Source organism: Dyella sp. PARNA 12/25 (assembly GCF_055702865.1).
Genome location: NZ_JBVQCI010000004.1, coordinates 146,011 through 168,808 on the forward strand (window position 1 = coordinate 146,011; position 22,798 = coordinate 168,808).

A 22,798-nucleotide genomic window follows, 5' to 3' on the forward strand; every position below is an offset into this window, starting at 1 on the left:
CTTCGCTCACGCGAAGAACGCCAGCGCCGGCTGCAAGCGTGCGGGAATTCGGTGCTCCCCCGAAGGCTGCAGCCACGGCTCCAGTGCCAGCTCCTGCACATCGAGTTGCGGCAGGATCTCGCTGCGGAAGCGGGCCACCAGGGCATCTTCCTGCCACTCCGAACGCTGGCTCAGGGCTACCATCGCCGCGCGCGCTTCCGCGCCTTCACCCACGCATTCGAACGGCTTGTGGTCCTGGTACTCCAGCAAGGCATCGAAACCCGGCGCAAGGTTCTCGTCGTCCAGCAGGTTGCGGCCGAAGATGGACAACAGCCGCGGCTTGGCCAGGAACGGCGCCAGGGCCAGAAACACAAAGTGGCACTTCGGGCACTGCCCACACCAACGATCAGCCGGCTTGGGGCCGAGCAGCTTGAAGTTGCGGTTACAGCTGGAGAACACGTCGAAGTACAGCGTGAGTTTGGAGAACGAACGGGTGACCGCCAGCTCCGAATACGGGCGCAGCAGCGAGCAATAAGTGAGATCGGCAGCGACATGCTGGTGCAGCCAGTCGCCCAGCAGCTGTTCAAAGGTGTAGCCCTTGCTCCACTGATGGTTCACCTGCTGGCCTTCGTACTCCAGCGTGGCAGCGGAAGCGGAGCGCTCGTTGGCAAACGCAATGCTGTCAAAACCATAGAGAATCGCCGCCACCGCGAGGATGGCCGAGTTCACCGCCGTCACCGGAATATGGCCGTTCCACGCGCCCAGGCGGTTCAACTCGAACAGCACCGGTGACAGCTCGCGCTGGATGTTGAGCATCGGCAGGCCGGTACGCTCGGCGCAGGTGGCGATCAGCGGTGAATTGCCGACCCACACGGCGGTGGCTTCGCCGCCGATGGATTTGATGGCTTCCACCGCGACCAGCGAATCCTTGCCTCCGCCGATGGGCACCAGGGTGCGATGCGGCAGGTTCAACGCCTTGACGGCAGGCTGTGCGGCCGCGCCGCGCGGGAAGCCAATGCGGCCGCGCAGATCCAGGCCGTTGCGATAGGCGAACTCCGCCAGGCCGTGCAGATAAAGCGCGTCGAGCAGGTCGGCGGTAGCGTCGTCGAGCGGACCACTGGCCACCTCGATTCGCGGCGGCACACCGGCCTTGTAGTAGCTGACACCAGCGATCAGATGCAGCAACTTCAGCGCCTGATCAAACGCCGCCTGGTGGCTGGACGGGATGGCCGGCGCATTCGGAAAGCGCACGCGCTCGATCAGCTCTTCGCCGTGGTCGAAGGCATACACCAGTTCGGCCACGCCATCGGCGTAGCTGCAGCGCACGAAGCGGAATACCTGGGTCAGGCGGGGGTTGATGTTGGTCGTCACGCCTCAGTCTCCATTGCATGCTCCCTCTCCCCTCCGGGGAGAGGGTTGGGGTGAGGGGTCGGGGCTGGCCAAAGCCTCCAGAATCACCTCGAGCACGCTGTCAGTGTTTTTCAGTACATCATTGTTCCAGAAACGCAGCACTCTGTAGCCCATGGACTGAAGCTCGCAGGTCCTGCGTTCGTCGTAAATCAGCTGATCGCCATGCTGGCCGCCGTCGCGCTCCACAATCAGGGCCGCATCCGGGCAGACAAGATCGACGATATACGAACCGATCTGATGCTGCCGCGGGAATTTCCAGCCCGAAAGGCGACGATTGCGCAGGTGATACCAAAGCAATTGTTCTGCGTCGGTTTGACCGATCCGCAAGTTGCGAGCCCGATCTACGTGCAAACGCTTCATCCTGAGCGTCCCTGATTGATACGTCACCGCGAGCACCCGCCCCTCACCCCAGCCCTCTCCCCGGAGGGGAGAGGGAGAAGTGGGGTTCCCGGTTACTCCAGGATGATCTCCTCGGCGTCATCCCGCAGGTTATACGGCGACGACATCACCTTGCCGTACGCGCCCGCCTGGGCCACCAGCATCACGTCGCCTTCCTGCGGCTCCGGCAGGCGACGGTCAGTGCCCAGCACGTCGCCGCTTTCGCAGATCGGGCCGACCACCTGGAACAACGCCGTTGCCGACTCTTCCAGCCGCGTGAGGTTCACGATCTCGTGCCAGGCCTCGTACAGCGCAGGGCGAATCAGGCTGTTCATGCCCGTATCCACGCCAAGGTAGCGGATCTGGCCGTGGCCCTTGCCCTTGGTCTGCGTGACCTTGGTAATGAGCACGCCGGCATCCGCCACGAGATAGCGGCCCGGTTCCATCCACAACTTGTAGTGCGGATAGGCGGCCTTCACCTCGCGCAACACCTTGTCGAGCGCGGCGATATCCAGTCGCGCCTCGCCCGGATGCGACGGCACACCGAGGCCACCGCCAATGTCGAGGAAGGTGACGCTACCAATGCGCTCGGCGAGGCTGGCCAGCTGGCCGTACACCTCACCCCAGTGGGAATCATCAAGGATGCCCGAGCCGAGATGGGCATGCAGGCCACGCACGGTCACGCCATGGGTGTCGGCCAGTCGTAGGAACGCGTCGAGCTGTTCCACCGGCAAACCGAACTTGCTGCCGCTGCCACCGGTGCGCACCTTCTCGTGGTGGCCGAGGCCACGACCGAGGTCGAGACGTAGCACCACTTCCTTGCCACGGAACAGCTCACCCCAATGTTCCAGCTGATAGAGCGAATCCAGCGACAACGTGGCGCGCGTGGTGAGTGCCCACTCGTAATCCTCGCGTGGCGCGAAGTTGGGCGTAAACAGCAGCGGCGCTGAGTCGGGCACCACGGCCATCACAGCTTTCAGCTCGCCCGGCGACACGCACTCGAAACCGAAACCCTCTTCGGCCAGTGCCTTGAGGATGGCCGGATGCGTGTTGGCCTTCACCGCGTAATGCAGGCGATCCACTGCTGCCAACGTTTTCAGCTCGCGCGCCTGCTGGCGCACGGTGGGCAGGTGGTAGACGTAGCGCGGCGTGGCGCCAGCACCGATCTTGAGCAGATCGGCACGACGCTCCTCGCGCCACCACGACGCAGCGGGCGGCAACACTTCGCCCGTGCCGTACAGCGCCTGCCAGCTCGGACCGAACAGCGCGCTGTCGTCCGTGCGCAACGCGCCAGCGGTGATCAGCAGCTCGTGCAGGTGAGGCAGCAGTTCGTCGACGACGTTCTCATCCACCACGAAGGTGAGGTTCAAATTGTTGGACGACTGCGAAATCATGTGCACGCGCAGCTGGCCGAACTCCGCGAGCACGGTGGACAGCGTGTGCAGCATGGAACGCATGCCGCGCCCCACCAGCGTGATCGCAGCGCACGGCGCGATCACCTTCACGCGACATACCTTGGCCAGATCGCTGGCCAGCGCGGCGAGCGCGTCGGAATCGAGCAGGTTTTCGGTGGGATCCAGAGAGACCGTCACGTTGGTTTCAGCCGAACCGATCATGTCCACCGACAGACCGTGCTGCTTGAACTGCGCGAACACGTCAGCGAGAAAGCCAACCTGCTGCCACATGCCCACCGATTCCATCGACACCAGGGTGATGCCCTTGCGTGCGCTGATGGCTTTGACGCTCGGCGCATGCTCGCGCACTTCCGGGCCGATCAGGGTGCCTTCCAGCTCGGGCCGGTTGGTGTCCTTGATCAGCAGCGGCACGCGCGGCTCGCGCAGCGGCGAGAGACAACGCGGATGCAGCACCTTGGCGCCGGTGGAGGCGATTTCCTGGGCTTCCTCGTAGTCCAGACGTTGCAGCAGGCGAGCACTGGGTACCTGGCGCGGGTTGGCAGTGAACATGCCCGCCACGTCGGTCCAGATTTCCACGCGCTGCGCTTTCAGCAATGCGCCGAAGTACGAAGCCGAGGTATCCGAGCCACCACGGCCAAGCAGCACCGTGCGGCCCTGCGATTCGCGCGCAATGAAACCCTGCGTGATGAACACATCACCCAATACGGCGAGGCGCGCGTTCAGTGCCGGATCCGGTTTGGCCTCGACCATCGCCGAGAGCAGCTTGGTGCGCTCGTTCTGGTTGGGCAGTGCAATCGCCGAGAGGCAATCGCGCGCGTCCACCCACTGCGTGTTAAGTCCGCTATGGGTGAGAAACGCCGAGCCCAGCGCGCTGGACATCAGCTCGCCATGGGCCTGCACCAATGCTGCCCAGGCAAGCTCGCCCAGCAGCGACGGGCCCTCTTCGGCCAGTCGGGCGAGCTCGGTGAGGCGAGCGTCGAGGGTGTCCGGAACCGCCAGCTGCATGTGATCGAGCAGGTCGTAATGACGCTGTGCGATCGCCTTGGCAGCCTCGATGCGTTTGCCCTTGTCTTCCTGCGCGCACAGATGTTTGAGTGCGTCGGTGATGCCGGTGAGCGCGGACACGACCACCAGCACGCGGGCGCCTTCGGCGCGGCGGCTGGCAACGAGCTCACGGATGTTCTGCCAGCGCGGCAGGGTAGCGACACTGGTGCCGCCAAACTTCATCACGATCCAGGATGCGTCAGCAGGAAGCGACGCGGGGCTTTGCGGGTTCACGAGTACCTTCGTTGGTGGTTGGGGAAAACAATTTGGCCAGTGTTGCGCCGCAGCAGGCGGATTGCAACCGCTGGGGGCTGTATGTGTTTGGATGGCTAAATGCGGGGGTGTACGGGAAGCGAGCCTCGGGGCGCAAGATCAGCCAGCCCCATCGCATCCTAAGAGCCGTCATTCCCGCGAAAGCGGGAATCCAGTGCCTTTGCAGCCAAGCCTCGCGGTGTAGCGGTGGAAAGGCGCTGGATTCCCGCTTTCGCGGGAATGACGGTGAGGGTCACTAACTTTGTCGCTAGCCCCTCACCTTATCTCCCTTCCCCGGAGGGGAGAAGGAGAAGTGTGGTGTTACGCCACCACCACAGGGATCTTGCCAATGCGCGCCTGCCATTCTTTCGGACCGGTCTGGTGCACGGAGGTACCGGCCGAATCCACGGCGACAGTCACAGGCATGTCCTTCACTTCAAACTCGTAGATAGCTTCCATACCAAGATCAGCGAAGCCAACCACGCGCGAAGCCTTGATCGCCTTGGACACCAGGTAAGCAGCACCGCCCACGGCCATCAGGTACACCGACTGGTGCTTCTTGATCGCCTCGATGGCCGCCGGGCCGCGCTCGGCCTTGCCGACCATGCCCAGCAGGCCGGTCTGCGCCAGCACCTGCTCGGTGAACTTGTCCATGCGGGTGGCGGTGGTCGGGCCGGCCGGGCCCACCACTTCGTCGCGCACCGGATCGACCGGGCCCACGTAGTAGATGAAGCGGTTCTTGAAGTCGACCGGCAGCGACTCGCCCTTGTTGAGCATGTCGACCATGCGCTTGTGCGCGGCATCGCGACCGGTGAGCAGCTTGCCGTTGAGCAGCAGCACTTCGCCCGGTTTCCAGCTGGCGACGTCTTCGCGCGTAACGGTGTCGAGGTTCACACGACGACCCTTGCTGGAGTCATACGTGAGCTTCGGCCAGTGCTCCAGCGACGGCGGGTCGAGCGCGACCGGGCCCGAACCATCCAGCGTGAAGTGCGCGTGGCGCGTGGCCGCGCAGTTCGGGATCATCGCCACCGGCAGATTGGCCGCGTGAGTCGGGTAATCCTTGACCTTCACGTCGAGCACGGTGGTGAGGCCACCCAGGCCCTGCGCGCCAATACCCAGCGCATTGACCTTCTCGTACAGCTCGATGCGCAGCTCTTCGGCGCGGTTCTGCGGGCCGCGGGCGATCAGCTCCTGGATGTCGATGTGCTCCATCAACGATTCCTTGGCCAGCAGCATCGCCTTCTCGGCGGTGCCGCCGATGCCGATGCCCAGCATGCCCGGCGGGCACCAGCCGGCGCCCATGGTCGGCACGGTCTTGAGCACCCAGTCCACGATGGAGTCGGACGGGTTGAGCATGGCGAACTTGGACTTCGCCTCCGAACCACCACCCTTGGCGGCCACGATCACCTCGACGGTGTCGCCCGGCACGATGGACATGTTGATGACGGCGGGCGTGTTGTCCTTGGTGTTGCTGCGCTTGCCGGCGGGATCGGCCAGCACGCTGGCACGCAGCTTGTTGTCCGGGTCGTTGTAGGCGCGACGTACGCCTTCGTTGACCATGTCTTCCAGCGACAGGGTGGCGTCCCAGCGCACATTCATGCCGACCTTGAGGAAGACGGTGACGATGCCGGTGTCCTGGCACAGCGGGCGATGGCCTTCGGCGGCCATGCGCGAATTGATCAGGATCTGCGCCATGGCGTCTTTCGCGGCCGGCGACTCCTCGCGCTCATAGGCGGCGGCGAGGTTGGTGATGTAGTCGACGGGGTGGTAGTAGCTGATGTACTGCAGGGCGTCGGCGACGGACTGGATCAGATCGTCTTGCTTGATGGTGGTCATGGCGATTGCTTCGACTCCGGGGAAAGGCGGCGTCGAAAACGGGGCTACCCACGACGCACAACCCTTCTATTGTGCCGCAAACAGCTCTCCGGCCCCAAAAGACCATGGTCTGGCCGTCGGGGGGGTCCTGCGGTCTGGGGGAGTCGCCGCCAGCGCGCCCTCAGGCAACTTCGTCAGCCAAATGACATACGCGCAATTTCTTTCGTCGCGTTTTGAGGCGTGGTGCGGGTTTCGTCAGTTCGTGCGATTGCTCAGGCACTTCACGGCGAGTCGCCCGCATTGCTAGGTTTTCATGGCCGGGGCGAGTGGTTTCTTCAGGGGGTCGCCCGGGTGTTAGGGGAAGGTGACCAAGTCCGTCTCACAGACTCCCGCCGAAAGGCGCGGCGACGTGCAATGCGTCGTCGACGCGCGGCAGGGGATCCATTTACCCTGGAGAAAATCACATGCTTTGGAACTTGCACCGCAAGTCGCTCGCAGCCTCTCTTGCCGTATTGCTCACGTCTGTCTCTGCCGGCGCTATAGCAGCAGACGTCAAGCCGGCCATCGATACGGGACCGGCCAATAACTCGCAAGTCATCAATGTCACGCTTGTCCTGCGATTGCATAACCAGGAGCAGCTGGAGAATTACATCCAGCAGACGGTCACCCCCGGCGGCCCCAATTACCGGCGCTTCCTTTCCACCAGCGAATTTGCCGGCAAGTACGGCGCGACCGATGCCGAGATTGCGCAGGTGCAGAAGTTCCTCAAGCAGAACGGCTTGAGCGGCACTGTGCTGGGCAACCGCATGGCTATTCGTACCAGCGGCACCATGGCCCAATTCAGCGCGGCGTTCAAAACGCCGATCCACACCTTTACGTCGAAAGAGAGCGGACGCTCGTTCCACCGCCCCACGCAGTCGCTGGTGTTGCCCAACGAGCTGACCAACACGCTGCTGTTCGTCTCCGGCCTCAACACTGAACACAAGTACGCGTCGCATGCCGTCAAATCGGTAGAGAGCCGTCAGGCGGCTGCCGGCACGAAGGCGTTGGCCCGCAGCACGCTCAGCGCACCGTCCAGCTCGAATGGCAATCCCACCGCGACCGGCACGCCGGGTGAGTTCACGGTCGGCGACGTGGCCAACATGTACAACATCAATCCGTTGTACGCACAGGGCGTCACCGGCCAAGGCTCGACCATCGCTATCGTGACTCTGTCCAACTTCTATCCGAGCGATGCAGAGACGTACTGGAACGGCATCGGCCTGACCACCAAGCCCAACCGCATCACGCAGATCCATGTCGATGGCGGCGGTGCGTTTGATGGCGGCAGCGGCGAAACCTCGCTGGATGTTGAGCAGTCCGGCGGCCTCGCGCCTTTCGCCGATGTGCTGGTGTACGACGCGCCCAATGCCGGCAACGGCTTCACCGATGCCTTTATGCAGGCCGTGGTCGACAACAAGGCCGACACCATTTCCACCAGCTGGGGCACGCCGGAGATCTTCAACTTCGCCGCGCTCAATGTGCCCGGGGCCAGCAACACCGATACGAGCGACGCTGGCGATCTGCAGACCTTCCACCAGATTCTTCTGGAAGCTGCCGTGCAAGGTCAGTCCACGTTCGCCGCGAGCGGTGACTCCGGCGCCTATGACACGGTGCGCGACCTTGGTGTGGGTACCGGCCCAGGCACGTACAACGCACCGCTCACCGTCGATTCGCCCGCATCGGATCCGTACATCACGGCAGCTGGCGGCACGACCGTACCCTTCACCTATCGTTTCCACCATAACGGCGTCCCTGGCCCGTATGCATCGATTACCAAGGAGCAAATCTGGGGCTGGGATTACATCCAGAATTACTTCGACAAGAATTTCGGCAAGGGCTTGATCAATCTGTTCTCGGTCGGTGGCGGCGGTGGCGTCAGCGTGTACTGGCAGACGCCGGTGTACCAGTGGTTCACCAATGGCATCCGCCGCAGCGAGAAGAAGCAGACGCTCACCTATATCGACCCTGTCGCCGGTGCGCAGACGCAGCTGGTATTGCCGGGCAACTTCCATGGACGCAACGTGCCGGATCTCGCCCTCAATGCGGACCCCGAGACGGGCTACATCGTGGTATCGACGGTGGATGGCGGCGTAATCACCGGTTACGGCGGCACCAGTTTCGTGGCGCCGCAGCTCAATGGCATCAGTGCCCTGCTGACCCAGAGTACCGGCCATCGTGTCGGCTTGTGGAATCCGCAGGTGTATTTCCTGCAGAACGCGTTCGGCTACGGCAAGTGGTCGGCGTTCAACGACATCCGCGAGGGTGACAACTGGTTCTACTACGGCAAGAACGGCTATGAACCGGGCGCCGGCATTGGCACGCTCAACGTGACCAACCTGGCTTTGTTCCTGCAGAGCTTCTGATGCAGAAGCCGTGCATGGGACTGCCATGCACGGTTGATCGACAAGAAGCCGGCTCCCCACGGAGCCGGCTTTTTTTGTGCCGCTGCACACTCCCTGTCGATGACAGTTCTGCAGGACTTGCCGCAGGTCGCCGCACCCGCCATCCTCGCTGGACTTTCCCGCAGCGGGTATTTCATGAGCGACACCCCCACTTCCGGCGGCTATGTCCGCCGTCTCCGACCGTGGGACGCCGCCCTGATCGTGGTCGGCGGACTGATCGGCGGTGGCATTTTCCTCAACCCGTACATCGCGGCGAACCGGACCGAGTCCGGCCTGGCGCTGCTGTTGGTGTGGATCGGCGCCGGTGTGCTCACCCTGATCGGCGCTTTGTGCTACGCGGAACTAGGCGCGCGTCGCCCGCATGCTGGCGGCAGCTATGTTTACCTGCGCGAGGCGTTTGGCCCACTGGCCGGCTTTCTGTTCGGCTGGACCATGCTGCTGGTGATCTATTCCGGCTCCAGCGCCGCCGTCGCCACCATCTTCGCCAGCTATGCCACCGCCGTTTTCGGCATGCCGGCCACCATGGTGACGCCGCTGGCCGCCGGTGCACTGGCCTTCGTGGCGCTGATCAACCTGTTTGGTCTGCGCATCGGTGCGCAAGTGCACAACCTGTTCACGCTGCTGAAGCTGCTGGCGGTCGCGGTGCTGGTGGTGTGCGGCCTGTTCCTCGCCGGAGCCGGCAACAGCCATCCGCTGGCAGCCGATCCCGCACGCGCCGGCGTAGGCTTCATGGGTGCGGCGCTACCAGTGTTGTTCGCCTACTCGGGTTTCACCTACCTCAACAATCTCGCCGGTGAGGTGGCCGAGCCGCAGCGCACGCTGCCGCGAGCGCTGTTCATCGGCATGACGCTGGTCATCGCCGCCTATGCCCTGGTAAACCTGGCCTACCTCGCCGTGCTCGGCCACGACGGCCTTGCCGCCAGCCACACACCGGCAGCTGACGTCATGCAGCGCGTATTTGGCACCACGGGCGCGAAGATCATGGCCATCGGTATCGCCATCTCGACGCTGGGCTTCTGCAACATCACCCTGGTGTCCGGCGCCCGCGTGCTTCAGGTGATGGGGGAAGACGGCCTGTTCTTCCGCAGCGTGGCGCGCCTGCACCCGGTGCATCGCACGCCCAACGTCGCGCTACTGCTGCTCTCGGGCTGGGCCATCGTGCTGGTGCTGTCGGGCAGCTATGGCCAGTTGCTCGACTACGCCACCTTCGGCGACTGGCTGGCGTGTGCCGTGGGCGTGGGTACGCTGTTCTGGTACCGCCGCAACGAGGGCTCGCAGGCCAGCTTCCGCGTGCCAGGCTACCCGCTGCTGCCGCTGGTCTTCATTGGCACGGTAGGCCTGGTGGTGGTGCAAAGCCTGCAGGCAAGTCCCAAAAACACCGGCATAGGCGTGCTGATCATGGCTGCGGGCATCCCGGTTTACCTGGTGTGGCGACGCCTGTTCAGCCGGGTCACCTCCTAACACCCGTCCTCCAATGCCACAATGCGTGGATTGCGAAGGAGAGTTCCACCGATGGCGAGCGCGCAAGACCAGATCCTGACACCCCGATCGAGCAGCACCATCGTGCCCGAGAAGGTACGCGAGGGAGTCGACCTGGCGATCAACGGCAGGAGTTACCGCCACACCGGCGATGATGAGATGCCGCTGCTGTGGTATCTGCGCGACGTACTGCGGCTCACCGGCACCAAGTACAGCGGTGAGCACGGCGAAGGTGGCTATGACCTGGTGCTGGTGGACGGCAAGCTCACCTCCGCCAACAGCGTGCCGATGGCCAAGCTCGCCGGCAAATCCGTCACCACGGTGGAAGGTCTCGCGGCAGCCGACGGCAAGCTGCATCCGCTGCAGCAGGCCTTCGTGGATGAAGACGCCATTGGCTGCGGCTACTGCACGCCGGGCTGGCTGATGGCTTCGCTCGACCTGCTCAATCGCCACCCGCAGCCGAGCGACAACGACATCGACCAGTTACCCAACCTCTGCCGCTGCGGGTGCCAGACGCGCGTGCGCAAAGCCATCAAGCGCGTTGCCAAGGGAGGCCACGCATGAGCGGGCACAGCGACCATACCGTGCAGCTCTCGCGCCGCCGTTTCCTGCAGGTGCTGGCCGGCACAGCCGGTGCGCTGGTGGTGGGCATTGGCTTTGCCGACGCCGCGGATCTTCCGGTACCCGCCGCCCTGCGCGGCGACACGCTTTACGGTCTGGGCGGTTATGTGCGCATCGATGCCGACGGCAACGTGCTGATTGGCGTGCGCGACCCGGATACCGGCACCGGCACCTCCACCTCGCTGCCGCGCATCATCGCCGATGAACTCGATGCCGACTGGACGCGGGTCAGCGCCGTATCGCTGGGCTTGGGCGTGGAAGACGACAACGGCCAGCCGCACTGGACCTTCGGGCACCAGATCGGCGGCCAGGGCAATGCGATACCCGCCGCCTGGGCCGATCTGCGCCAGGCGGGCGCGCTGGCGCGCTGGCTGCTGTTGCAGGCCGCCGCGCGCCACCTAGGCGTGCCTGCCGATCGCCTGCACTGCGATGAAGGCTCGGTGATCTCGCCGGATGGCCGCCGCTTTGGCTACGGCACCCTGGCCGCAGCCGCAGCGAAGATCGCGCCGCCGAGCTCGCCGGTACCCGTCAAGACACCTGATCGCTACACCCTCATCGGCCAGCCAGCGGGCGATATCGATGCCCGCGCCATCGTCACCGGCCAGACCATCTACGCGCTGGACAGCTATCTCGGTGATGCGCTGGTGGCTGTGCTCAATCATTGCCCGTGGACGGACGGCTCGGTGGAAAGCCTGGACACCACCGACACCATGGCTGTGAAGGGCGTGGTCAAAGTGGTGCAGCTAAAACCCGAAGCCGGCTTGCCGCTGGGACAAACCGTCCGCGCACCGGCCGTGGCCGTGCTGGCAGAAAACACCTGGGCGGCGCTGCAAGGTCGCGCCAAACTCAAGCTTGCGTGGAAAGCCGGCAGCCAGAGCGAAAGCAGCGCCGCGTTTGAGCAGCAGGCTTCTGACCTGCTCAACGACAAGAACGCCGCGCCCACTGCGCGCGTGCGCAACGATGGTGATGTCGAGGTTGCGGGCAAGAAAGCCGCGCATCGCGTCGAGGCCACTTATGTGCAACCGTGGCTGGCGCATGCCACGCCTGAACCGATGAATTGCTTGGCGCGCATCACCAAGGATGGCGCCATGCTGGTGGTACCCACGCAGGCACCACAGCAGGCGTGGAAGGTGGTGCAGCGGCTGACCGGCTTCGCGCCCAGCCAGATCGAGATTCGAGTGCCGCGCGTGGGTGGTGGCTATGGCCGCCGCCTCGATCACGACTATGTGGCCGAAGCGGTGCTGCTGGCCAAGGAAATGGAACGGCCGGTCAAGCTGATGTGGACCCGCGATGAGGACCTCACGCAGGACTATTACCGCTCCGCTTCCGTGCACAAATTCAGCGCAACCCTCGATGGCAAACGCCAGCTCATCAGCTGGAACCAGCGCATGGCCAGCGCGTCGGCACTCACCCATCGCGGCGTGCCTGACGACCGTCTCTGGTCGTCCGAGGTCGATGCGCACCAGTTGCCTGCCGGGCTCGTACCCAACCTGCGCAGCGACTGGTATTCGCTGTCGTCGGCCATGCCGCGCGGCCCGGCCCGGGGCATGCCTCACCTGAGCAATGCGTTCGCGGTCGAAAGCTTCGTCGACGAAATTGCGCATTCGATGAAGGAAGATCCGCTGGTCACGCGTCTGCGCCTGATCGGCGAGCCACGCATGATCCCGCTCGGCGACGGACAGACGCTCGACACCGGCCGACTGATCAATGTGCTCAAGCTGGTGGCCGACCGCATCGAGTGGAAGAACTGGCTGCGCACCGTCAACGGCCTGGGCATTGCCTGTTGGCACATCAACGGCACTTACGTCGCGCATGCCGTGGAGGCTTCGCTGCAAGGTGAACGCCTCAACATTGAGCGTGTGGTATGCGCGGTGGATGTGGGTCGCGTCATCAACCCCACGGGTCTCGAAGGTCAGATTTCGGGTGCCACGCTCGACGCCTTGTCCACGGCGCTCAACCTTTCCATCAGCTACAAGGACAGCCAGGTCCAGCAGCGCAATTGGAAGGACTACCCGCTCGGCAGCATGGCGCAGCTGCCCGACACCACCGAAGTCATCCTGGTGCCGGGCGATCGCGACCCGAGCGGTGCCAGCTTCCTGGCCATGCCCACCGCGGCGCCAGCACTCGCCAATGCGGTGTTCCGTGTCAGTGCAGTGCGCGTGCGTCGTCTGCCGCTGATGAAAGAAATGTTGCGCTTGCTCTAAGTGACATGGGCCTGCGCAGGCCCATGTCTTTCTTATCGCATCACGATCGCGAGACGCAGCGTCAGCAGAAAATTTTGTGACGAAACCGTGTATCGGCCTTCATGCCGATGCACGGTTGTGCTTACATCAACGCAAACGACATCGGTTCTATCATAGGATGCCGTATCGTCGGCAATGCCTGGCCTTGCCGCGTCCCTTCAGAAAGGACTATCAATGCGCCGTTGTTTCGCACTGATCGCGTTGCTGTTGCTATGTACGCAGGCATTGGCAGGATCGCCATCATCGTCCCCTACCCCATCTACCACGCCGTGCATTGGTCTTGTGCTCGGCGGCGGTGGCGCGCGCGGCGCGGCACACATTGGCGTGCTCGAAGTGCTGGAACGCGAACACATTCCGATCTGCCGCATTTCAGGCACCAGCATGGGCTCCATCGTCGGCGGCCTGTACGCAGCCGGCTTCAAGCCGCTGGAGATGCAGGACATCATCACGACGCTGGATTGGAATGATCTGTTCTCCGACGACCCTGCACGCTCGGAGATGCCAATGCGGCGCAAGGACAACGACTATCGCTACCTGCTGAATTTCGAAGTGGGCTACAAGGACGGCCGCATCGTGACGCCTGCTGGCGTGGTGCAGGGGCAGAAGCTGTTGCTGCTGTTGCGTCGCTTGCTGTTGTCCACTTGGGACGTGCACGACTTCGACCAGCTGTCGATTCCGTTCCGGGCGGTGGCCACCGATATCGTGGCGGGCAAGCCGGTGGTGTTCGGCTCGGGTGACCTGGCCTTGTCGATCCGCTCCAGCATGTCGGTACCCGGCGCTTTCGCGCCCACCAACGTGGATGACAAGTTACTGGTCGATGGCGGCCTGATGGACAACGTGCCGATCGACGTGGTGCGCGGCATGGGTGCGCAACGACTCATTGTGGTCAACGTGGGCTCACCGCTGTTGAAGAAGGACCAGCTGACCAACCCGGTATCTGTGCTCAACCAGATGGTGAGCGCACTGATGGAGGAAAAAACCCAGCGCCAGCTCGATACGCTGGGCCCGGAAGACATCCTCATTACGCCGGCACTTGGCGACATGAGCGCCGCCGAATTCAATCGCGGTGCTGAAGCCGTCGCGATCGGTCGCGCTGCGGCGGAAGCCGCCCTTCCCCGTTTGCGTGCGCTCTCGGTGGGGCCCGATCAATGGGCGGCCTTCGTGGCCCAGCACCGCAAGCGCGATTTCGATCCGGGGCTGGTGGCCTTTCTGAACGTGGATCGCAGCCACACGGTCAACGCGCACTATGTGGACCAGCGCCTGGTCAAGAACGTCGGCCAACCGTTCGACCCGGCCAGCCTGGAGAAACAGATCGGCAGCATTTATGGCACCGGTGACTATCAATCGATCGACTATCGCCTGCAACAGAAAGACGATCAGCGCGGCGTACTGATCATTCCGCGCGACAAGCCCTGGGGCCCCACCTACGGCAAGGTGGGCTTTGAGCTGAATGACGACTTCAAGGGACGCAGCGAATACCTCATCTCCGCCCAGATCACCGCCACCAACGTCAACCGCTACGCGGCGGAATGGCGAAACACCGTGTGGGCTGGTCGCTTCGGAGGTCTGGAGACCGAGTTCTACCAACCGTTCGGGCGAGGCGCTTCGACGTATGTCATGCCTTATGGGCTGCTACGCAACGAGGACTATCCGTACTTCGTCGACGATGCCAAGCAACAGCTGGCGGAATACCGCATCAAGCGACGGTACCTTGGCGTGGAGACGGGCTGGACGCCCTCCACCAACCTGCGCTTGTACACCTCGTTCGCACGCGGGCGCGACAACGGTGATTTGCGCGTCGGCAACCCGGTCGACTTCTTCAACAGTACGGAAGACTACAGCGTTGCCAAGATCGGCGCGGACTGGGACAGCCTGGATAACGCGCAATTTCCCACCCGTGGCGCGCACGTCAATTTCGACTACAGCTTCTATCGCCCGTGGCTAGGTAGCAACTCCAAAGGTGATGTCGCCCGCTTCAGTGCCGACTGGGTACCCAACCTCGGCTTGACCAATACTCGCTACCACCTGCTGCTGGGCGTGCGCGCGGCAAGCGCCATCGACAATGCAAACTTCTTCGAAGCGCAGAGCTTCCTGGGCGGCTTCCTCAATCTGTCGGGCTATCCCGAGCGCTCGCTGTACGGCAATCAGTCGGCTTATGCGCATGCCGTGCTTTACCGGCGAACCGGCCAGATGGACGCCATCTTCTCCACGCCCATCTATGTGGGCGCCAGCCTGGAGGCGGGTAATACCTGGCATGACAAGAGCCAGGTCGAGCTCAATTCACTGCTCTACGCAGGCAGTCTGTTCCTTGGCATCCAAACGCCGCTGGGGCCGTTGTTCCTGAGCTACGGCTATGGCGAGGGCGGCCACTCGTCGGTCTACCTGACCTTTGGCTCGCTGCTGGGACAGCAACCGTGAACCCGGGCGTGGCCTGACGGTATCAACACGTGTGGCGGAAAGGGCGTTGCGCGGCAGTAATCGCGCGGCGTCCACAGGGGCGGACACACAATGCGCTGCCGCCCCCAAGGCGCGCCCATACCTGGAGTCCATGCCATGAAACCGATGCGCTTACTCATGCTTGTCACCGGCCTGCTGCTCAGTGCCTGCCAGACCGTGAGCGTCACGAATCAGTGGCGCGACCCGTCCTGGCCGGGCCCGCCGGCGTCCAGCGTAGTGGTGGTGGGTATTTCTCGCAGCGACACCATGCGCCACATTTTCGAGGACACCTTCTCCCAGCAGCTGCAGGCCGCCGGCGTGCAGGCATTGCCCAGTTACACGCAGATTCCCCCAGGCACAACCGGTGCCGTGAGCTTGCGTGATCTGGTGAAAAAGAACGGTGCCCAGGCCGTGCTGGTCACGCGAGTGCAGCGCGTGGAGCAAAAGATCAACGTGACACCGAGTGGCCCGATGTATGGCGGGTTTTATGGCTGGTATGGCGGTGCGTGGGCATCCGCCCCCAATGTGTATCAGTACGACGTGGTGACGCTGGAGACCAGTGTGTGGGATGCGAGGACCGAAAAGCTCGTCTGGACCGTGACCACGCAAGGCGTGAGAACCGACGACATTCCCAAGACCACGACACAGCTGGCGCAAACGCTGATTCCAAAACTCAGGGCCGATGGCATTCTTCGCTAAGCGTCATTGATAGAACACATTGCCATTCCAGCAAAGGCTGGAATGGCAATGTCGAGCGGTCGCGAGTTTTCTTTACGGGCCCCGATGCAGGATGCCCTCAAGGGGACTCCGGCTTAACGCCGGAACCCACCACGGAAACCGCCACCGCCAAAGTGACCGCCACCGAACGACGGACGGTAACCACCCATCTGGCCATGAAATCGGTCGTTGACGTTGCTGCGGTCGAACTGCTGGCGCTGGGAGTGATCCTGCGAGCCGTTGAACGACGATCCATTCATACTGCTGCCACGGGCGACGCGGTCCTGCTCCGTACCCGCGCCGTCGGGGCTGGCGACATGGCTGAAGTTGCTATTGGCACCGGCTTTTTCCCAACCTTGCCCCGGGTTGTACCGGTACACGTTGCCGTCATGGCCTGCATAAATATGGTCATTCGCATTGACCACACCGCCATGGTTAACTTGGCCCGTTGAGCTGTTGTAGTTCACGTAGCCCGCACCGTGTACGTTGCCGGCCACTCCCTGCGAATTGAAGGCGCCCGCCGCAGCCGCACCTTGATTGGTGCGACCGGCAACGCCGCCGGCCTGCGTGACACGACCGGTATGGGTGTTCACCGCCGTATGTTCACCGCCAGCGACGGCATTGCCCGTGTACGGATTCACCGCCGCACCACCCTGACCCATAACCGCGCGACCGGTCTGCGGGTTGTAACGCATGCCAGCCGCGCCGCCGGAGGTGATGCCGGTGTAGGCGTTGGTGTTGCGCCATGCATAGCCCTGGCCATGCCCGCCGGTGGTCGGGTTGTAGTACCCGCCACGTACGGCACCGCCGTAGTTCCCCGTCCACGGGTTGCTCCACGCCACGCCACGACCGGCCACCGCGCTGTTACCCCAACGGCCATAAATATTTGCCGCGGAAATGGCACCGCCCCAGTAACCAGGGTAATAACCGCCCCAATAACCCCACGGGCCCCACCAGGGTCCGTACCAGGCCGAAGCCCAGGCAGCACCCCAGGCAAAACCAAAGGCCCAGCCTGCCCACGGCGTCCAGCCGAAGGACACATCGAAACCATAAGTAGCCGGGCAGCCGTACCACGCGTTGCCCACCCAGGAGTTGCAGGCGTAACCCGTGCCGTAAACCACCACACCATCCGTCACCACGGTGCCAAAGTAGCCCGGTGAGTAGCCAACGTAAACCTGATCGTCTGAATGACCGTAGACATACACGTAGGTGATGTAGTGCAACGGCGAGCTCGCGGGAATCGAATAGATCACCGCCGGCACATTCATCGCCACCGACCAAGGGCCGTTCGGCGCTCCTGAGGTAAACCAGACACCGTTCTGCACCGAGTAGTAAGCGTTCGCACTTACCTGGATGACCGGCACGGGCGTGTTCCATGCATAGAAAAGCGACGTGCCATCAATCGGCTTGAACTGGGGCGCACCGTCGTAAGACAGGTGCAGCTCCGTCGTGTGCGTGTTGACGGTTGCCGTCTGCGGGATGCTGTTGGCGATCAGCGACTCCCGCGCCTCGGGTGTGCCGGGGATCGATGCAAGTACCGCGCTCTTCGGGCTGTCGGAAGGAATGTTGGCGAAATCCGCCGGCAGATCCTTGCCCGCCACGTAATGCCAGGGACCGTTTGTCGAATCCGCGGTAAACCAACGACCGGAGACCAACAAGTACCACGCAGCACCATGCGCCTGATCGACAAACACATCGGCCGACGTATTGGTGACATAGGCGAGTTGGGTACCGGGAATGGCCTCGAACTGCGGATCGCCATTCACCATGATCAGTTCGGAAGGCTGCGTGCGCACCACGATGTCGGGCGTCTGGCCGGAGGCCAGCACCTGCTTCAGGGCGTCCGATGGATGGTCCAGCGGGTCCACCTGCTCGGTCTTCACGGCAGCTTCCCCTGCCTGCACGACGGCAGCCGGTGGCGTCTTCACCGATACCCATGGGCCATCCAGCGTGGACGACTTCACCCAGCGGCTGGCGAACTTCAGGTAGTACTGATCACCTTGTTGCAGCAGCAGCGAACGCGTATTGACGACACGGCTGACACCGGCCGAACCGGTGGGTCGTGGCGCAGGTGTGCCGTCGATCAGCACCAGCAGCGCCGGCTTGAAGGAGAAAATGATCTGCGGCGGGTCGTTGCGCACGGCCACGTTCTTCACGTCGCCCTGCTCGTGACTGATGGCCAGCGATGCCTCCAGCGTATCGAGGTCGGCTACCTGATTGCCGCGAGCGGCGATGCCTTGCAACACGTCCTTGTAATGTGCCTCCCGCGTCGTATCCGTCGGGAACGCCACCTTGTCGATTGTCGCGTTTACCAGGGTAACTTCGCGCGCCATTTTGTCGGTGACGGTGCGCGCCGTGAACCAGGCGACGCCGTAGGCCATGACGTCGTGCGACTTGCCATCACTGCCAAGTTGCGTGCCGGTTTTCACCTCCACCGCAACGCGTCCCTTCAACTCATTGCCAGTCCAACTGTCGAGTTGAGGGTGATGCATGATCAGGTGCAGGCCGTCGACATCGAACGTATGTGGCCAGGGCCGCAAGTCCACCGAGCTCTGCGTGGAAACAGGCGCATGGGTGGGAGTTTGCTGGGCGAGACCCGGGTCGTTCATGACCAGGCCCAACGCCAGCACCAGAGCAGACCAACGCGCTATGTACATGCGGTACCTCATGGCAATGAACCCTTGTCATGTCATTGGCTCGCGCCAAAGCAAGGGTGTGGCGGTGACACTGCCGAGCATGCGGGGCGATACACATGATCGGTAGCGCAATTTTTCGAAGCGCTGGTAAGTAGATCTACCTAGCAGCAACCGGTCGGACGGAAATAGTGCGCCGTCTCATCGACTACCCATGCTCGCGACGGCATCCGACTATTTGTCTTCGCTGATGGTCAGCGCGCCGACGGTTACGCCCATCTCCAAACCGTGCCCGACACCGGCGATCGCCAGCGAGACGACGCCCTTGGTAAGCACCTGCGCATCGCCGGCTTTGATGGCGGTTCTCGCATTGACGTCGGCGTAAGTGCCAGGCACTTCCGTGATGGAATGCAGCGCGGTGAACACCCCGGTGCCATCGTCGACGCTCGAGCTGCCCACCGAAAGCCCACCGCCGTGCGCCTCAAGCTTCACCTTCATGGATTGGCCGTTGCTGCAGGTCACCACGCCGTTGCCGCTGACGTGCTCATAAATGAGCGACCAGCTGCTGAGGTTGTAATGCAGCTTGCAATCCAGCTCTTCATTGGCGTGCGCATGCGTCCCAACCAACAAGCCGGCGAGCAACAACGGAGCGATCAGGTAGTTCTTCATGCGCTGGCCTCAGGCAACCAAAACGGCAGCCTAGCCACCCGTCAGAGCGCGTTGCTATCAACCTTTTCCTACAGCCCGCAACGCAAAACTACCCGGCACCGGCATCGGCGTACGCGATGCGCCCGCTCGGGTCAGTGGAACTGATCGCTGGCAGGAACCCACGTGCTACCACTGCGCGCAGGGCTTGCAGGGATGACTGGAGGATCGATCTGACACCCCGGCGGTAGGGGTCCGCCTGCAACACGAGCGGCAGCGCACTGAGCGCTGTTGTCCAGTTTGATGGTCGCCGTGTTGGGCGTGGCGCTGGCAGGTGCCGGCGGCGGAACCAACGGATTGGTTGGTGCGAGCTTCATCTTGTCGTAGACCACATCGTCCACCGGCTTGGGCGGCGGATCGCCAGAGCCGCAACCAAACAGCGCCACCGGGAACAACGGCATGACCACGCACTCGACACGCACGCCGCGCGGCAGATGGAACGTGTGGCGCATGGTGGTTTTCTCCACCGCATGTCGCAACGCGGTGTCGATCGAGCTTTCACCCTCCGGCGTCCAGTCCTTTTCGAAGCGCGTGGACTGGTAGCCAATGTTCGGCGTGTTGTGCGACATGATCTCCGTATTGCCGTGCGGCTTGAGTTGCACGTAGCTGCCAGTGCCGCCTTCAGACTCGCCCTGCCCCTTGTTGCCCTGACCGCTGCCCTGGCCCGGCGGCAAGTTGAGGTTGAGGCCGCTGCTGCCAGCGGTGCTCGGCGACTGGTTCACACCGTTGGGTTGGCCCGGTGTTCCGGATGCGCTGCCTTGCGGTGTTGCGTTGGGCGCGCTACTCACGCCGCTTTCGCCAGGCGCACGGCTCGCTTCGTTGCTGGCGGTGCTTTCCTTCGCGCTCGAGGCACTGGACGTCTGCGACGCCGCGGGTGCCGCAGGTGAGGCGGCGCTGGCCTGTGTGGGTGACGCCACCGAAGGCGTTTCCGTGGATATCTGCGGACGCTCGATGGAGGGTTTGTTGTCCAACGCAACCGCTTTGGGTGCCACCGTCTCAAGACGCGGCGCCTCCGGTCGCTCCAGGCTTGGCTGCGGATTGGGCGGCAGCGGTACCGCTTCCAGCTCCGGCTCCTCGGCGACGCGAACGGCGGGCGATGCGACCTTGGGTTGCTCGCGCGGCACCACCGGTGTCACCTGGTTGGGCTGCGGCTGCAGATTGACGGTGGGTGCCGCCTGCGCGGGCAGCGGCACGGCCTGCATTTCCGGCTCCGGTGGCGATACCGGCTCTTCCGGGCGAACGGCGGGTGCAATGCTGGGCTTGCTCGCGGTGGGAGCGGCCTTTTCCATCGCGATAGTGGGCGGCGTCACCATGGGCGCCGATTGCGGCGGCACCTCGGGAATGGCCAGCGATGCCGGTGGCGGCATGGCCTGATTGCCTTCGGCCTGCGGTTTGCGCACAGGTTCGGGTTGGAATTTCGGTGGCACCGGCTTTTCCACCGCTGGCGCCTCCATGGCTACCTGTGGCGGTTCCGGTGCGACCGGTACCGGCTGCAACTGCTCGGTCGGCGCCGGCTTGGGCACCGTCACCGGCGGCAGCGGCGCCGCGGTGATCTCCGGCTTGGGCGTGCTGGCCTTGGGTACGTCGGTGACCACCGGCGTCTGCAACGCCGGCACCGGAACGGGCGCGAGTTCGTTGTTGGTTTTCGCGGAGGACGTGCTTTGACGTGCCGTTCGCGGCGCCTGACTGGCGTTGCCGTGATGCACCGGCCCAACTTCCTTCGGTGGCGTACCACGCACAGGGGGCGGCGGTGGCGGCTCTTCCTTCGGCTTCTCGATCAGACGCACCACCAACGGGGCGTTCGACTCCTCGTTGTGCTCTTCCATCTCATAGGCGGACCCGAGCACAGCGCCAAACAGAAACACCAGGTGCACGATCAGCGCACCTGCCAGACCCACAATGCGCAGCCAACGCTCGCGCGGCTTTTCTGCGCGACGACGGCGATAGACGAACGCACGCTCCGCCGCCGACTTGGGCGATGGAAGCGTCACGGTCAGTCGGTCTGCGGATTCCCGGTCCATGCGTGCAGTGTAGCGGGCGCCATGGGCGTTCTGAGAAGCCCGGCGCGCCGATCACCCGCCTCCCTGATCGTTTTGATGTGCTGCACGCTCGCGCATCTCGGCATCCACGGAACGAGTGGGTGTATCGACCGGGCAGCCTTGTGGCAACGGTTTATCCGCGCGATAGATGGCAATGCATTCCTCGACGCTGGGCGTCTTGGGTGCCGAAGGAGCCGGCGCCAGTACATTGGCGGGTGCCATATTGAGGCGCATATCGCTGCTCTTGGACGATGGCGTTGGCGGCGGGTCGCCGCCGCAGCCACCCGCCAGCGCTGCGAACGATACGGCACAGTGGATGCGTACGCCCGGGGCGACATGGAACGTGTGCTTCACCGTCGTGCTGTCGACTGCATTTTTCAGCGCATCCTGGACGACGTTGCCGCTGCTCTTCGACCAATCCTTGTCAAAGCGCGTTGCCTGGTAGGTAACGGGGCTGTTGTGCTGCATCACGTTGCTGTCGCCGCGTGGTCCGCGCTGCACGTAATCGGGCGTCCCCGGCGACGGCGCGCTGCCGACACCCGCCGGCAGCGCAATCTGTCCCGATGAGTCATAGAGTTGCGCCGCTGGTGGCGCCACCGATGTCGCAGGTGCGGGCGGCAGGCTCACCGTCATCGCGTTCTTGGCCGGCGACTCATGCACAACCGGCGGCTTGGGTACCGGCGCGGGTGCAGGCAGCGGCGATGGCGGTGATGGCGCTTCGATGGGCGGCTTCGGTGCGGGCCGGGGAATCAGCCGTACCTGCAACGCCTCGCGCTGGCCTTGCTTCGCTGCTGCCACTTCCGGTGGTGACTGCATTTCGTGCCAGGTCAGCCAGATGAACAGGGCGTGCAGCACCAGCACGATGCCCACCACCAGCCAGCGCCGCCCGCGGCTAGGCGGGGTCTTGCGCCAGCGAAGCTGATGCAGCAACGCGCGTGTGGGGCCATCGAGGGGCGCCAGCCCGCGTGCGTTTGGGGCGGGCAGCGTCCAGCGATGGTGTTCGACCTGCTCGGTGTGTTCGATGGGGATTCCCTTCTCACATGGGAAAACACCTCACGCTAGCTTCCTGCTGGTGGCGTAAGGGGGGACTTCTGCTGACAAGCAGGACACCCCAAGGGTTCCCCTTCCCCGCACTGCAACTTGACCCCGCCGGGCAATGGTTCAAGGCTATGCAAACGGTCACCCCTG

14 protein-coding genes are annotated in these 22,798 nt (G+C 63.7%); 6 read left to right on the plus strand and 8 right to left on the minus strand.

The genetic code is table 11. From position 1 onward, the window contains the following. Nucleotides 1-6 precede the first annotated feature (6 nt). The 4 genes from murL to AC0GUR_RS10995 all read right to left on the minus strand — a co-directional run bounded on the left by murL (nt 7) and on the right by AC0GUR_RS10995 (nt 6,314). Entirely contained in the window at nt 7-1,350 is a 1,344-nt protein-coding gene (gene murL / locus AC0GUR_RS10980) for a UDP-N-acetyl-alpha-D-muramoyl-L-alanyl-L-glutamate epimerase (RefSeq protein ID WP_472877515.1), read from the minus strand. Between the two features lie 3 nt (nt 1,351-1,353). Then, on the minus strand, nt 1,354-1,749 hold the full coding sequence (locus AC0GUR_RS10985; protein ID WP_472877516.1) for an endonuclease domain-containing protein: 396 nt from the start codon (nt 1,747-1,749) through the stop codon (nt 1,354-1,356). Between the two features lie 92 nt (nt 1,750-1,841). Next, nucleotides 1,842-4,460 (minus strand): bifunctional aspartate kinase/diaminopimelate decarboxylase, encoded by a 2,619-nt coding sequence (locus tag AC0GUR_RS10990; RefSeq protein ID WP_472877517.1) that lies wholly within the window; start codon nt 4,458-4,460, stop codon nt 1,842-1,844. A 339-nt stretch (nt 4,461-4,799) separates the two neighbouring features. Next, complete coding sequence (locus AC0GUR_RS10995) at nt 4,800-6,314, minus strand: fumarate hydratase (protein WP_472877518.1); 1,515 nt, start codon at nt 6,312-6,314, stop codon at nt 4,800-4,802. A gap of 443 nt (nt 6,315-6,757) precedes the next feature. Between AC0GUR_RS10995 and AC0GUR_RS11000 the strand changes: the two genes are divergently transcribed. The 6 genes from AC0GUR_RS11000 to AC0GUR_RS11025 all read left to right on the plus strand — a co-directional run bounded on the left by AC0GUR_RS11000 (nt 6,758) and on the right by AC0GUR_RS11025 (nt 16,215). Next, on the plus strand, nt 6,758-8,698 hold the full coding sequence (locus AC0GUR_RS11000) for a S53 family peptidase (protein ID WP_472877519.1): 1,941 nt from the start codon (nt 6,758-6,760) through the stop codon (nt 8,696-8,698). A gap of 174 nt (nt 8,699-8,872) precedes the next feature. Next, nucleotides 8,873-10,198: an APC family permease gene (locus AC0GUR_RS11005; protein ID WP_472877681.1), complete on the plus strand. Its 1,326-nt coding sequence runs from the start codon at nt 8,873-8,875 to the stop codon at nt 10,196-10,198. Nucleotides 10,199-10,249: 51 nt separating this feature from the next. Beyond that, the gene (locus tag AC0GUR_RS11010; RefSeq protein ID WP_472877520.1) at nt 10,250-10,780 is read left to right on the plus strand and encodes a (2Fe-2S)-binding protein; all 531 of its coding nucleotides are present in this window, start codon (nt 10,250-10,252) and stop codon (nt 10,778-10,780) included. Beyond that, nucleotides 10,777-13,041: a xanthine dehydrogenase family protein molybdopterin-binding subunit gene (locus AC0GUR_RS11015; RefSeq protein WP_472877521.1), complete on the plus strand. Its 2,265-nt coding sequence runs from the start codon at nt 10,777-10,779 to the stop codon at nt 13,039-13,041. The genes AC0GUR_RS11010 and AC0GUR_RS11015 overlap by 4 nt, the downstream gene beginning before the upstream one ends. A gap of 213 nt (nt 13,042-13,254) precedes the next feature. Beyond that, nucleotides 13,255-15,498, plus strand: coding sequence for a patatin-like phospholipase family protein (locus AC0GUR_RS11020; protein WP_472877522.1), 2,244 nt, complete (start codon nt 13,255-13,257; stop codon nt 15,496-15,498). 135 nt (nt 15,499-15,633) lie between these two features. Next, a complete protein-coding gene (locus AC0GUR_RS11025; RefSeq protein WP_472877523.1) occupies nt 15,634-16,215 on the plus strand; it encodes a DUF4136 domain-containing protein in 582 nt (193 codons plus the stop codon). A 113-nt stretch (nt 16,216-16,328) separates the two neighbouring features. Here the strand turns inward: AC0GUR_RS11025 and AC0GUR_RS11030 are convergent, their stop codons facing one another. The 4 genes from AC0GUR_RS11030 to AC0GUR_RS11045 form a co-directional block, all read right to left on the minus strand. After that, nucleotides 16,329-18,902, minus strand: coding sequence for a hypothetical protein (locus tag AC0GUR_RS11030; protein ID WP_472877524.1), 2,574 nt, complete (start codon nt 18,900-18,902; stop codon nt 16,329-16,331). Nucleotides 18,903-19,100: 198 nt separating this feature from the next. After that, nucleotides 19,101-19,535 carry a hypothetical protein gene (locus AC0GUR_RS11035; RefSeq protein WP_472877525.1) on the minus strand — a complete coding sequence of 145 codons (435 nt, stop codon included), beginning with the start codon at nt 19,533-19,535 and terminating at the stop codon, nt 19,101-19,103. A gap of 131 nt (nt 19,536-19,666) precedes the next feature. After that, complete coding sequence (locus AC0GUR_RS11040) at nt 19,667-21,562, minus strand: hypothetical protein (RefSeq protein ID WP_472877526.1); 1,896 nt, start codon at nt 21,560-21,562, stop codon at nt 19,667-19,669. 81 nt (nt 21,563-21,643) lie between these two features. Beyond that, nucleotides 21,644-22,540 carry a hypothetical protein gene (locus tag AC0GUR_RS11045; protein WP_472877527.1) on the minus strand — a complete coding sequence of 299 codons (897 nt, stop codon included), beginning with the start codon at nt 22,538-22,540 and terminating at the stop codon, nt 21,644-21,646. Nucleotides 22,541-22,798: the final 258 nt, after the last annotated feature.